Source organism: Roseateles sp. P5_E11 (assembly GCF_054049355.1).
Window position 1 is genome coordinate 1 of sequence record NZ_JBFUMO010000134.1, and the last position, 12,105, is coordinate 12,105.

Consider the following 12,105-nt stretch of genomic DNA (forward strand, 5'->3'; position numbering starts at 1 on the left):
CCAGAAATCAAATCAATTACAGATCGCGACGACGGCGCGAAGCAACAAAACCCATGACGCCCAGGCCTGCTGCCAGCATGGCGTAGGTTTCAGGTTCCGGCACCGGCATCGCGGTGGCCGAAGCCGAAATTGCGTAGGCCGACGGCGCCTGGTTAGCCAACGCGAACACGTTGAAGTAATAGTTGCCGGCGCTCAGGTTCGTGAAGTGCCCGGTCGACGTGGACGTGAAGGCAAAGCCGGTGATGACGGTGTCGTCAGTGCCGCCCACGACGTGATCGGCGCCGGTGCTGACGATGCTGTAGAAGGCCGGCGACAGGCTGCCGAAGATCGTCGTCACATTGCTCTGCACGCTCGAAGCCGACGCCAGCGAGAACGTGAAGGTGTCGTTCACCAGGCTCGGCACGACAGCGACGTTGCCGCTGTTGACCGTGATTGCGCCCAGCGTGCCGGTGCCCAACACGAAGGGGGTGGCCTGCGCCGCAAGGCTGCCCAGGGACAGCACAGAGGCCAAGGCAAGAGACTTCAACATAGTTACTTACTCCCAAAGAAAGACCTGGACGAATTAGCAAGCATCGTGCCATCAGAGAAAACCCTGCTGTGGCGGTGATTTGCTTGCGGTCAGCTTTCTGGGTGTAAAGAACGCCGACACCAACGGGCCTTGTCATCGAGAAAGTAGTCCTCGYCCGGCGGCTCGATGGGCTCGCCCTCAAAGAGCCCCGCAGGGAACCCGTAAGCCCTTGGCAGCCGCGCGTCCGCGGTGAAGACATGCGATCCGCATGTCTTGCAGAACGAGCGCTGCAGGTTGGGCGTGGGACAGAACACCGACAGCCCCTCGGGGTTGTTCACGACGACCTGATCGCGCGGCGCTGTGATCCACGTAGTGAATGCCGCACCGCTCAGGCGGCGGCATTCGCCGCAGTGGCAGTTGTCCGGGCGACGCAAAGGCGATGGGACCGTGACGGACACGGCGCCACAGTAGCAGGAGCCGCGGGCGGCGAGAAGCTTGGTCATCGGCTTCAAGGCAAGGGGAGGAGCCAGAACTATGCCCGTTGCCGCGTTGCTGAACTCCGTTGCCCGCTCGCGATCGGCGTGGGCAGGACTCACCGGCTGGCGGGGTGCCTTCTGCTGACAAGCCGTTGTCGCGACGTCCCGCCATCATGGCGATTCCCAACTTGCGCACGAGGCGCTCCGATGAAAGACGCCACCCTGTGGGAGGAATCGGCACAGGCCGGCATGGCCGCGCCGCGCGGCAACTGGATTGCCGTGGCCAGCGCCACCCACGCACGCCGAGGCTGCGCGGAACGCGGCGCAGGCTATATGCAGGTGTGCCATGGCAAGGTCGCGCCGTTGCGGCGCGTGAGGCCCGGTGACCGCGTGGCCTACTACGCGCCCACGGTCACCATGGGCGGCAGCGACAAGCTGCAGGCCTTTGTGTCGCTCGGGCTGGTCAGGCCCGGCGAGCCCTACGCCTTTGACATGGGTGGCGGCTTCGTCCCCTTCCGCAAGGACGTGGACTATGTGCCCGCACGCGAAGCGCCCATCGCCCCGCTGATCGACCGCTTCGAGTTCGTGCAGGACCGCGCGCGCTGGGGCTATTCGTTCCGTTTCGGACTGTTTGCCGTCAGCGACCATGACATGAGGCTGATTGCCGATGCCATGGCCGCCGATGCAGATGCCCTTCATTTCTGAACTGCACAGATGATCCCTTCATCCATCAACTCCGAGGGTGACCGCAACGCCGGCGCGCTTGACCCCGCAGTCGCTGCTCGTGCCTTGGCCTGCGGCTGGGCGATTTCGCGACGCACGCCAGCGCCGGTCAGGCGCTCCGGCTGCTTTCAGATTTCGGTCGGAAAGCCCGGGCAGACGACACGCTATGTTCTTCCCGCCCTTGATCGACATCTCCTCCAAGAACTTGTCACCGAGACCGGCCCCGGCAGCTGGCTGAAGATCTGCGCACCACGTGAAAGCGTGTCTCCCTTGCTCTCCCATCATTGGCAGTTTCACGAACCCGAGTTTCTGATGAGCACCGATCTCAGGGGCGGCGACACCACCGCCCCTGAGGGCTATCGCATACAGACCGACAAGGTGGGAGAGGTCGCGTTTGCCAGGCTGATCGCAGGTTCAGGAGAAATCGCGGCCGGCGGCCAGGTGGCGATCGAGGGTCCGTTCGCCACCTTCGATCAAATCGTCACGGCCGAGGCCCACAGGAGGAAGGGGCTGGGGCGACGCGTCATGACCATCTTGTCAAGCATCGCGCTCGATCTGGAGGCAAGGCAAGGCGTGTTGGTGGCCACGGAGTCGGGCGCCGCTCTGTACAAGGCGATGGGTTGGTCCCTGGTCTCGCCGGTCACGGCGGCGTCGTATCCAACCGCGCAGGCGGGCTGACGGGTGGTGGGGATGAGCCTTTTCACCTGACCGTCTTGCGTACCAGGTTGTCCCCTTCGACGAACCGAAGGTTTCAGCCCTGCCACGAAAGACCGCCATGTGCCGACTGCTCGCCCCGCTGCTCCTTGCCACGCTCACCCTCCTGGCTGGCGTGCCGCCAGCCGCCGCGCAAGCTGCTGCGCCGACGGTCTCCGTCGGCAGCGACAACGGCGCGGCCATCAAGGGTGCGCGCCGTGTTGCCATCGACCAGTTCGGGATCGAATTCGTCACCACGCTGAAGGCGAGCGGCAGCGGCGGGGGCAACAGCACCTCGGTGCAGGCCGAGCTGCGCGGCGTGCCGGATGCGGCGATGCAGGCGCTGACCGACCGCGTCTACCGCGACACCGTCGAGGCACTGACCGCTGCCGGCTTTGAAGTCGTCGGCATGGACACGATTCGCGCGCGCCCCGAGTACGCCGAAGTCGAGGCCCGCATGGGCAAGCCGGCGCCCTATGTCATCGACGACACGGGCGCCGTCTCCAAGATCTTCGCGCCCACCGGCATGCCGGCCTTCTTCCAGACGGCGGGAGGCCGCGGCACGCTGAGCGACCGCATCACCGCGCTGGATGGCGCCAACGGTGCAAAGGCCAGCGCGGTGGCGCAGGCGCTCGACCTGCATTTCGTGCGCCTGCACTTCTTCGCGAGCTTCGGCACCGCCTCCGGCAGCAAGGGCTTCCTGGCCAATATCGCGCGTCGCTCACAGTCCTCCATCGAGGCCGGCCCGGTGCTCTACCCCAACGAGACCCAGCTGCAGATCGTGTCGCAGGAGGGGCAGCGCATCTTCCGCACGACGTCGCGCAGCGGCGTCAACGGCGCCTTCTACGTCGACCGCCTGGTTCAGGGCGCTGCCGAAGGCTTCGCGCTCGTTGACACCACCACCGACGAGTCGCGCAAGTCAGACAACACGAGCAACGCGCTGTCGATGGGCCTGGCGCTGCTGACCGGTGGCCGCTCGCGTGGCACCAGCAATGCGACTGCCGCGGTCACGCTCGACGAGGCCACCTTCGAGCGGGCCTACCTGCCGATGATCGGCAGCGCGCGGGATGCGCTGGTGCAGCGACTGAAAAGCGCCAGGTGAACCGCCGCCAACGCGTCAGGCCAGCGGCGCGGCGCCCAGTTCGCGGCGCAGCCAGGCCCGTGCCAGCGCCCAGTCGCGCTTGACGGTGGCGAGCGACAGATCGAGCGCCTGCGCGATCTCGTCGTTTTCGAGCCCGCCGAAGAACTTCAGCTCCACCACCTTGGCCGCGCGCGGGTCGACGGCTTCGAGGGCCAGGATGGCCTCGTGCACGGCCACCACGTCGGGTTCGGCCTGCGCGCCGATTTYCGGTGCGCCGGTGATCGACAGCGACACCAGCTGCGCCTCGCGCTTCTCGGTGCGTTTGGCCAGCGCGTGGTTCACCAGGATGCGCCGCATCATGGTCGAGGCCACCGACAGGAAATGCGCGCGGTTGGACCATTGCGTGCGCGTCTGCTCGGCCATGCGGAACCAGGCCTCGTGCGTGAGCACCGTCGGGCTCAGCGTGTGCGCGTTCGCCTCGCGGCCCATGTGGGCGCGCGCGATGCGGTGCAGCTCGCCGTAGAGCAGCTCGAAGAGCTGGTTCGATGCGCCGGCCGCATCCGTGTCGAGCCGGCGCAGCCACTCGGTGACATCGGCGGCGGCGGGGTTCGAAGCGGACAGGGCAGTCATAGCGGTCATGGCGCCGCGCATTTTGCGCGCGGCGCCGCGACATGCCTGCGAAGGATTGCTCGGTTCATGCGTGCCTGTTTTCAAGCCCGATGAGCCTTTTGGCCGCGCCACGCTGCGTACCCCGGCATGCCCCTCGAATCGGCGAGGGGTGCCACCCCTCCCACCGGACTCCACCATGACATCGACCCCTTGCCCAACTCCCCACGGCCTGCGTGGCCTCGTGATCGCGGCGGCTACCGTGGCCGTTGCCACCTTGGCCGGCTGCGGGGGTGGCGGCACCACGGCGCCCGCAGTACCGGCTCCTGCACCGGTCGCAACAGCGCCTGCGCCCGTCCCCGCGCCTGCACCCGCCCCTGCGCCCGCGCCTGCGCCTGCCCCGGCGGTTGTCAAGGCCACATTGACCGGCGTGGCTGCGAGCGGCGCGCCCGTCGTTGGCGGCACGGTCACGGCCACCTGTACCAGCGGGCCGGCCACGGTCTCGCTGCCGACCAGCGCCACCGGCACCTGGACCGTCGACGTGCCGGCCAACACGCTGCCCTGCGCACTGCAGGTGTCGGGTGGCACGGTGGGCGGCGTGCCGAATGCGCTTTCGCTGCACAGCATTGCCGTGGCCGCCGGGCGCGTGAACATCACCACCCTCACCGACCTGACGATTGCGCGCGCTGCCGGCATGCCGCCCACGACCTGGTTTGCGGGCCTGGCCGCCGCACCGGCGGGCACCCGGCTCGACACCGCCGGAGCGCTCACCCAGCTGATTGCCACCCTCACGGCCGGCAGCTACGTGCTGCCCACCGGGCCATTCGACCCCTTCACCGTCGTGTTCGACGCCAAGCCGGGCGATTCCACGGACGCGCTGCTGGACAGCGTCATGGCCGCCGCACTCGCCAGCCACAAGACCTACATCGACCTGATCGCCGACTTCAGCGCCGCAACCAATGGCATCTACCGCTTGCCGCCCGCGCTGACGGGCACCGATCCCACGCCACCGGCGCCGCACGCCATCGTGCTCACGCCCAAGGGGCAGGCGATGGCCGCAGACGTCGCGCCGGCCATCGGTACCTGGCAGGGCCAGCTCGGGCGCGTCTTCACGCCGGGCCAGGCGACACAGGAGACCACCTCGTGCAGCATCGCCGTGGCCAAGGACGGCATGCTGACCGTCTCGGCCGGTGGACGCAGCCTGCAGGCCGCCGTCAACGGCGACGTGGGCGACCTCATCCTCAATGTCGTCAGCCTCACGCGGGTCCAGGCCAGCGATGTGCCGAACGACCGCTACGCCCAGCTCACCCTCGTCAAGGGTGTGATGGCGCAAGGCGTGGCGCGCCAGGGCGGCACCGGCTTCACCACGGCCACGGACCGGGTGGAGTGCTGGCTGAGCAACCCCAACCCGACCAGCGCAGGCGGCGCCAACGTCGCGACGCTGAACGGCGCCACCGCGGCCGACATGTCGGCAGCACTCGTCGGCCACTACACGAGCAGCAGCTGCACGCTGGACGTGTCGAGCAGCGGCGTCTTCCACCTGGTGAGCGGCAATGTTGACTTGACGACCCGCCTCGCCGGCGACGAGGACGACGTCATCGTCACCTTTGGCGAGAGCGTGGCGGTGCAGGCGCAGGACTACTTCACCGCCGGTGAACAAACCTGGGTGACGCTGGCCTACCAGCCGGCCAACGCGGCGCTGAACGTGCCGGCGTCGTACAGCGCCGACGCCAGCCACCGCATGCCGCGACCGGTCAAGTCGCTTGCGCAGTGCAGCGGCCTCGTCAAGCAGTGATGGCACGGGGGGCGGTTCCCCCGCTCCCCCGCATGCCGGTGCGTCACTACAGTCGCGTCGCCACCGCCCACCCCGAGCCCGCCGATGACCACCCCCACCCCCACGCCCGCCGACTGGGCCGCCCTGCGAAGCCTCTTCGATGAGGCGGTGGCGCTGCCCGCGGCCGAGCGTGCGGCGCATGTCGACGCGCTGCCCGTGAGCGCCGCGATGAAGGCCGAGCTGCACTCGCTGCTCGCCCATCACGCCGACCACACCGACGGCGATCCGCTGCTGTCGCGGCCCATCGCCGAGAGCGTGGCCGCCAGCCTGTCCCGCGACGGTGAGCGCTTCGGCGCCTGGGCCGTCGTGCGCAGCATCGGCAGCGGCGGCATGGGCGAGGTGTACGAGGCGCGCCGCGCTGACGGCAGCTTCGAGGGCCGCGCGGCCATCAAGGTGATCAAGCGCGGCATGGACAGCGACGCCGTGCTGCAGCGCTTTGCGCAGGAGCGCCAGGCGTTGGCGCGGCTGCATCACCCGCACATCGCCCAGCTCTTCGACGCCGGTCTCAGCGCCGACGGGCTGCCCTATTTCGTCATGGAGTTCATCGATGGCCTGCCCATCGACGAAGCCGCGCAAACGCGGTCCATCGACGAGCGCCTTGCGCTCTTCCTGCAATTGGCCGACGCCGTCGCGCACGCGCACCGCAACCTGCTCGTGCATCGCGACCTCAAGCCCGGCAACGTGCTCGTCACGCACGACGGGCAGGTCAAGCTGCTCGACTTCGGCATCGCCAAGGCGCTCGACCCGACCGAGGCGCAAGGCAGCGACAGCACCCTTGGCGCCGTCCGCCCCTTCACGCCCAACTACGCCAGCCCCGAGCAGGTGCGCGCCGAGCCGGTGGGCACGGGTACCGATGTCTACTCGCTGGGCGTGCTGCTCTACCAATTGCTGACTGGCCAGCGTCCTTACGGCCGCAACGCGCGCGGCCCCGCCGAGGCCGCGCGCGCGGTGCTCGACGAAGCGCCGACCCGCCCCTCGCAACTGAGCAGCCCCGACGCTGCGGCGCCCGATGCCCAGGCCTGGCTGATCACCCGGCAGCGCCTCAAGGGCGATCTCGACAACATCCTGCTCAAGGCGCTGGAGAAGGACGTGGGCCGCCGCTATGCCAGCGTCGAGCAGTTCGCCGCCGACCTGCGCGCCACGCTTGCGGGCTACCCGGTCAGCGCCCGCGCGCCCAGCCGCGGCTACTTGTTGTCCAAGTTCGTGCGGCGCAACCGCCTGCCGGTGACCCTGGGTCTGGGCGTTCTGCTGGCCCTGGCCGGGGGCCTGGCTGCGGCATCCTGGCAGGCACACGTGGCCGGCCAAGCGCGCGCCGCGGCCGAGTTGCGGCTGACGGCGGTCAAGGGCATCACGGCCGACCTGGTGTTCCGCTTCGGCGATGCGATCGCCTACCTGCCCGGCGGCAGCAAGGCCCAGGATGCGCTGCTGGCACAGACCCTCGCCGCGCTCGACCCCCTGGTGCAGGGCGAGCAGCCCGATGGCGACCTGCAGGCGCTCAGCGCCGCCATCCTCGCCCGCCGCGCCGAGTTGTTGGGCAATGACACCACCGGCACGGCCGAACTCGGTGCCCAGACCGACGCGATGGCCCAGCGCGCCGTCGAGCTGGGCGAGCGCCTGTGGGCCAGCCAGCATCACGACTGGCGTTTTGCGCAGTGGCATGCCCGCGCGCTGCAGGTGCAGTCGGTTCGGCTGCGCAACACCGGCCAGCGCGAGCGTGCGGTGGCCAACAGCCGGCTCATCCTCCAGCGCCTCGAACAGGCACGCCCGTTTGCCAGGGACGACGTGCTGGGCCGCGCAGCCCTGGGCGTGGAGCTGGCCAACACCACCCTGAGCCTCGGCCAGACGCTGAGCGCGGCAGGCCAGCTTGACGAAGCCCTGGCCCTGTACGCCAAGGCCGAGCCGGTCTACCGCGAGCTGCTGGCCGACACCGCCATGCATGCCGAGAGCGACCGCCACGCCGCACCCGGCGAGATGAAGACCGAGGTCTACCTCCGCCACCAGCTCGGCGTCGCTCTGGCATCCCGCGCGCTGACGCTGCTGCGCCTGGACCGGCTCGACGACGCGCTGGCCCAGCTGCAGGCCGCGATGCCGTTGCGCCGCGCCAATGTCGAGGCCGAGCCCGCCAACATCGCCTGGCACGATGGCCTGCTGCAAGAGGCCAATACCCTGTCGCTTGTGCAACTGCGCCGTGGCGAATGGGCCGCAGCGCTCGAGGCCTCGACCCTGGCCTGGACCGAGAACGAGCGCCTGGCCCGGCAGGAGGGCCCGCAGAGCAAATGGGTCCAGTTGCCGCGGACGCTGGCCGCCCAGCATGGTCTCGCGCTCTGGCGCAATGGCCAGCCCGTCCAGGCGCTGGCGGTGGTCGAGCAGGGCCTGGCCGCGTGGAAAGCGTCGCCCGGCACCGCGCCCAATCCCGCGGCCGACCTGCGCTGGAGTGCCTTGCAAGCGGTGTACGGCGCCCTGCTGGCCGAGCTTCACAAGCCCGGCGCGCAAGCGCAACTGCGTGAGGCCCTGGCCCGGCTGCAGCCGCTGTTCGATGACCCCAGCCTGGGTCGCCCGGCGCGGCTGGCCTGGGCCGAGGCGGCCACCTGGCTGGTGGCACTGAAGCCGGTGGATGGCGAGGCGCTGCGCCGGCAGGCGCTGGGCGCGCTGGCGGCTGCGGCCAGCGTGACGCCGCTGGCGGCCGACCATGCCGCGTTGAAGGGCCGGCTGGAGATCTGAGCGCACGGCGGGACGGGGGCGCAAGTGCTGAGCCGGCATCGAGCTAGCCGGTTGCGCGGTCAAGTCCTACACCTGGGGGTCGGCCTTGCGAGGAGAGTCGGCACAGGTTCAAGGCGCTTCAGCGCCGTTGAATCGTGAGCCCCAACTACCAAGGAGACCGCAATGAGTCTAGGTGCCATTCTGCTCGTCGTGCTGATCCTTCTTCTGCTCGGCGCCATCCCGGCGTGGCCCCATAGCCGCGGCTGGGGCTATGGGCCAACGGGAGGGATCGGCCTGGTTTTGCTGATCGTGCTCGTGCTGCTCTTGATGGGTCGGATATAGCCGTCTCGACACATGAGCGCGTCTACCCCTCGCCGGTGTCGCCCGGCTCGTTGGGTGGCCGCCCTCGCCGGGGCGCCGGGCTGGCGGCCGGCTTGATGCCGCGCCGCGCCAGCGCCTCGCGCAGCAGCACTTCGACCTGCGCATTGGCCGAGCGCAGCTCCTGGGCTGCCAAGCGTTCGATTTGTGCCCACAGCGCCGGGTCCACCCGTAACGCGAAGGCCTTCTTGTCGGGGCTGGCCATGCCGCGGCGCGCTCAGGCGTACAGCGTGCCGGCGTTGATGATGGGTTGGGCGTCCTTGTCCGAACACAGCACGACGAGCAGGTTGGACACCATGGCCGCCTTGCGCTCGTCGTCCAGCACGACGATCTCGCGCTCCGACAGCCCGCGCAACGCCTCCTCCACCATCGTCACCGCGCCCTGCACGATCTTCTTGCGTGCGCTGATGATGGCCTCGGCCTGTTGGCGGCGCAGCATCACCTGGGCGATTTCCGGGGCGTAGGCGAGGTGGGTGATCTTGGCTTCCAGCACCGCCACGCCGGCCTGGGCGCAGCGCTCCTGCAGTTCGGCGACCAGCGCCTTGACGACCTCGTCCTGGCCGGCGCGCAGCGTCGTTTCGTCGGGGTCCAGGTCCTCGCCGTCGTCGTAGGCGAACTGCGTGGCCAGATGGCGGATGGCCGTCTCGGCCTGCACGCCCACGTAGGTTTCGAACTTGTCCACCTCGAAGACGGCGCGCGCCGTGTCCTGCACGCGCCAGACGATGGCAGCGCTGATTTCGATCGGGTTGCCGCGCTTGTCGTTGACCTTGATGTGCGGCGCGTTCAGATTGCGCGCGCGCAGCGAGATGCGCTCCCGCATCGCGAACGGGTTGGCCCAGCGAAGGCCTTCATGGCGGTCGGTGCCGACATAGCGGCCGAACAGCGTCAGGATCCGCGCCTCGTTGGGCTCCTGCATGTAGATCCCGATCAGCATGAGCAAACTGGCCGCGAAGAGGAGCACGGTCAGCACCATCAGCGCCAGGTTGCCTATGGACCACACGAACAGCGCCGCCGCCGCTGCCGCCCCGCCCAGGCTGCAGGCAATGGGCACGAAGCCGCTGAACGCGCGAGCCGGCAGTTCGAGACGAGAGAGCTGTTCGAGGACGGGCATGGCGATACCTCAGGAAAAGGAGATATCACTTTAATTCACTTTGCCCGGCGTGACCACACAGGGCCTGTTAAATAACAGGTCCTAGTGGTTGTGCCGCGGTGGCGTGTCGATCACGCCGCGATACGGCACGGCGAGTTCCAGGCAGGCGCCGGTCGACAGCTGCCCCACCGTTGAGCGATAGATCTCCTGCCACGGTGTCTGGCTCGGCGGTACCGCAGGTGGCGCATCTTCAGCGCGGCGGCGCGCCAGCTCCTCATCACTGAGCAGCGCGTCGCAGCGGCCCGCGATCAGGTCGACGCGGATGACGTCGCCCGTGCGCAGCCAGGCCAGCCCACCGCCGATGGCGCTCTCGGGCGAGGCGTGCACGATGGAGGGGCTGTCCGACGTGCCCGACTGGCGGCCGTCGCCCAGCGTGGGCAAGCTCATCACGCCGCGCCGGATCAGCGCGTCCGGTGGCTGCATGTTGACGACCTCGGCGGAGCCCGGCCACCCCATCGGCCCGGCGCCGCGCATGACGAGGATGCAGCCCTCATCGATGCCAAGCGCAGGGTCGTTGATGCGCGTGTGATAGTCGTCGGGGCTGTCGAAGACGATGGCCCGGCACTCAAAAGCGCCGTCCTTCAGGTAGCGCTCGCGGAACGTTGCCGAGATGACGCTGGCCTTCAGGATGGCGAAGTCGAACAGGTTGCCGCTCAACACGACGAAGCCGGCATCGGGCTTCAGCGGTGCGCTGACCGGGTAGATGACTTCACGGTCCTGCGTCTCGCGGCCGTCGAGATTGGCGGCCATCGTGTGGCCGGTCACCGTCGGCCGGATGGTGCGCAGCAGGCCGGCCCGCTGCAGCTCCCACATGACGGCCGGCACGCCGCCGGCGCGGTGGAAGCGCTCGCCGAGGAACTGGCCGGCCGGCTGCATGTTCAGCAGCAGCGGCACGTGCTGGCCCACCTCGGTCCAATCGGCAGCTGTCAGCTCGATGCCGGCATGGCGGGCCATGGCCATCAGGTGCGGCTGGGCGTTGGTCGAGCCGCCGATGGCCGCGTTGACGACGATGGCGTCGAGAAAGGCGTCGCGGCTGAGGATCTTCGACGGCCGCAGGTCCTCGCGCGCCATGTCGACGATGCGCCGGCCCGTCTCATAGGCCATCTGGCCGCGCTCGCGGTAGGGCGCCGGGATGGCCGAGCAGCCGGTCAGCGACAGCCCCAGGCACTCGGCCAGCGCATTCATCGTCGAGGCCGTGCCCATGGTGTTGCAGTGGCCGGCCGAGGGCGCGGAGGCCGCAGCAATCTCGATGAAGGTCTCTTCGTCGATCTCGCCCGCCGCGAGCCGCCGCCGGCCGGCCCAGATGGCGGCGCCGGAGCCGACGAGCTGCCCCTCGAACCAGCCGTCCAGCATCGGGCCGCCGGACAGCACGATGGCCGGGATGTCGACGGTGCTTGCTGCCATGMCCTGCGCCGGTGTCGTCTTGTCGCAGCCCGTCGTCAGCACGACGGCGTCCAGCGGGTAGCCGTGCAGGATCTCGACGAGGCCGAGGTAGGCCAGGTTGCGGTCCAGCGCCGCGGTGGGGCGGCGGCAGTTCTCGAAGATGGGATGCAGCGGGAACTCCATCGCGATGCCGCCCGCGTCGCGAATGCCATCGCGCACGCGCTTCGCCAGCTCCAGATGGATGCGGTTGCAGGGGCTCAGGTCGCTGCCGCTCTGGGCAATGCCGATGACGGGCCGGCCCGAGCGCAGTTCCTGCGGCGTGAGGCCGTAGTTCATGAAGCGCTCCAGATAGAGCGCCGTCATGTCGATGTGATCGGGGTTGTCGAACCAGTCCTGGGAGCGCAGCCGGCGCGTCATCGCGCGCGGCTCCACAGGTGCTTCATCAGCACGCCGACGCCATAGGTCATCGTGGTGGCGTGGGCGGAGATGTCCACCAGGGCGCCTTCGGCGTCGGCAGGCAGAAAGCTGGGGTCGGTCGAGGTCATGCGGCTCGCGGTGCGGTAGGGGAGGCGG

At 69.1% G+C, this 12,105-nt stretch carries 11 protein-coding genes and 1 pseudogene; 6 read left to right on the forward strand and 6 right to left on the reverse strand.

What is annotated here, in order from left to right; all coding sequences use genetic code 11:
- Positions 1-16 precede the first annotated feature (16 nt).
- Positions 17-505 (reverse strand): annotated as a pseudogene (locus tag ACXJKR_RS12370) (FxDxF family PEP-CTERM protein); the annotation flags it as partial.
- Positions 506-618: 113 nt separating this feature from the next.
- Positions 619-1,011 (reverse strand): GFA family protein, encoded by a 393-nt coding sequence (locus ACXJKR_RS12375; RefSeq protein ID WP_457323086.1) that lies wholly within the window; start codon positions 1,009-1,011, stop codon positions 619-621.
- Positions 1,012-1,191: 180 nt separating this feature from the next.
- Here ACXJKR_RS12375 and ACXJKR_RS12380 point away from each other — a divergent pair, with 180 nt between their 5' ends.
- From ACXJKR_RS12380 to ACXJKR_RS12390, 3 genes are all read left to right on the forward strand, one after another.
- On the forward strand, positions 1,192-1,689 hold the full coding sequence (locus ACXJKR_RS12380; protein WP_457323087.1) for an EVE domain-containing protein: 498 nt from the start codon (positions 1,192-1,194) through the stop codon (positions 1,687-1,689).
- Between the two features lie 9 nt (positions 1,690-1,698).
- Complete coding sequence (locus ACXJKR_RS12385; protein ID WP_457323088.1) at positions 1,699-2,385, forward strand: GNAT family N-acetyltransferase; 687 nt, start codon at positions 1,699-1,701, stop codon at positions 2,383-2,385.
- Between the two features lie 97 nt (positions 2,386-2,482).
- Complete coding sequence (locus ACXJKR_RS12390) at positions 2,483-3,502, forward strand: hypothetical protein (protein ID WP_457323089.1); 1,020 nt, start codon at positions 2,483-2,485, stop codon at positions 3,500-3,502.
- A 15-nt stretch (positions 3,503-3,517) separates the two neighbouring features.
- On the opposite strand, the gene ACXJKR_RS12395 is transcribed toward ACXJKR_RS12390, so the two are convergent.
- The gene (locus ACXJKR_RS12395) at positions 3,518-4,120 is read right to left on the reverse strand and encodes an ECF-type sigma factor (RefSeq protein ID WP_457323090.1); all 603 of its coding nucleotides are present in this window, start codon (positions 4,118-4,120) and stop codon (positions 3,518-3,520) included.
- Positions 4,121-4,517: 397 nt separating this feature from the next.
- Between ACXJKR_RS12395 and ACXJKR_RS12400 the strand changes: the two genes are divergently transcribed.
- The 3 genes from ACXJKR_RS12400 to ACXJKR_RS12410 all read left to right on the forward strand — a co-directional run bounded on the left by ACXJKR_RS12400 (position 4,518) and on the right by ACXJKR_RS12410 (position 8,963).
- Positions 4,518-5,882: a hypothetical protein gene (locus ACXJKR_RS12400; RefSeq protein ID WP_457323091.1), complete on the forward strand. Its 1,365-nt coding sequence runs from the start codon at positions 4,518-4,520 to the stop codon at positions 5,880-5,882.
- Positions 5,883-5,966: 84 nt separating this feature from the next.
- Positions 5,967-8,642 carry a protein kinase domain-containing protein gene (locus tag ACXJKR_RS12405; protein WP_457323092.1) on the forward strand — a complete coding sequence of 892 codons (2,676 nt, stop codon included), beginning with the start codon at positions 5,967-5,969 and terminating at the stop codon, positions 8,640-8,642.
- Positions 8,643-8,804: 162 nt separating this feature from the next.
- Positions 8,805-8,963, forward strand: coding sequence for a DUF3309 family protein (locus ACXJKR_RS12410; RefSeq protein WP_457323093.1), 159 nt, complete (start codon positions 8,805-8,807; stop codon positions 8,961-8,963).
- 22 nt (positions 8,964-8,985) lie between these two features.
- Here ACXJKR_RS12410 and ACXJKR_RS12415 read toward each other — a convergent pair whose 3' ends face one another.
- The 3 genes from ACXJKR_RS12415 to ACXJKR_RS12425 all read right to left on the reverse strand — a co-directional run bounded on the left by ACXJKR_RS12415 (position 8,986) and on the right by ACXJKR_RS12425 (position 11,949).
- Positions 8,986-9,204: a hypothetical protein gene (locus ACXJKR_RS12415; protein WP_457323094.1), complete on the reverse strand. Its 219-nt coding sequence runs from the start codon at positions 9,202-9,204 to the stop codon at positions 8,986-8,988.
- 12 nt (positions 9,205-9,216) lie between these two features.
- Entirely contained in the window at positions 9,217-10,110 is an 894-nt protein-coding gene (locus ACXJKR_RS12420; protein ID WP_457323095.1) for an SPFH domain-containing protein, read from the reverse strand.
- Positions 10,111-10,191: 81 nt separating this feature from the next.
- Positions 10,192-11,949 (reverse strand): IlvD/Edd family dehydratase, encoded by a 1,758-nt coding sequence (locus ACXJKR_RS12425; RefSeq protein ID WP_457323096.1) that lies wholly within the window; start codon positions 11,947-11,949, stop codon positions 10,192-10,194.
- Positions 11,950-12,105: the final 156 nt, after the last annotated feature.

Coding starts and splice junctions, on each gene's coding strand:
- ACXJKR_RS12390 (WP_457323089.1), top strand. CDS start 2,483: ATGTGCCGACTGCTCGCCCCGCTGCTCCTTGCCACGCTCACCCTCCTG.
- ACXJKR_RS12385 (WP_457323088.1), top strand. CDS start 1,699: ATGATCCCTTCATCCATCAACTCCGAGGGTGACCGCAACGCCGGCGCG.
- ACXJKR_RS12420 (WP_457323095.1), bottom strand. CDS start 10,110: ATGCCCGTCCTCGAACAGCTCTCTCGTCTCGAACTGCCGGCTCGCGCG.
- ACXJKR_RS12415 (WP_457323094.1), bottom strand. CDS start 9,204: ATGGCCAGCCCCGACAAGAAGGCCTTCGCGTTACGGGTGGACCCGGCG.
- ACXJKR_RS12380 (WP_457323087.1), top strand. CDS start 1,192: ATGAAAGACGCCACCCTGTGGGAGGAATCGGCACAGGCCGGCATGGCC.
- ACXJKR_RS12410 (WP_457323093.1), top strand. CDS start 8,805: ATGAGTCTAGGTGCCATTCTGCTCGTCGTGCTGATCCTTCTTCTGCTC.
- ACXJKR_RS12405 (WP_457323092.1), top strand. CDS start 5,967: ATGACCACCCCCACCCCCACGCCCGCCGACTGGGCCGCCCTGCGAAGC.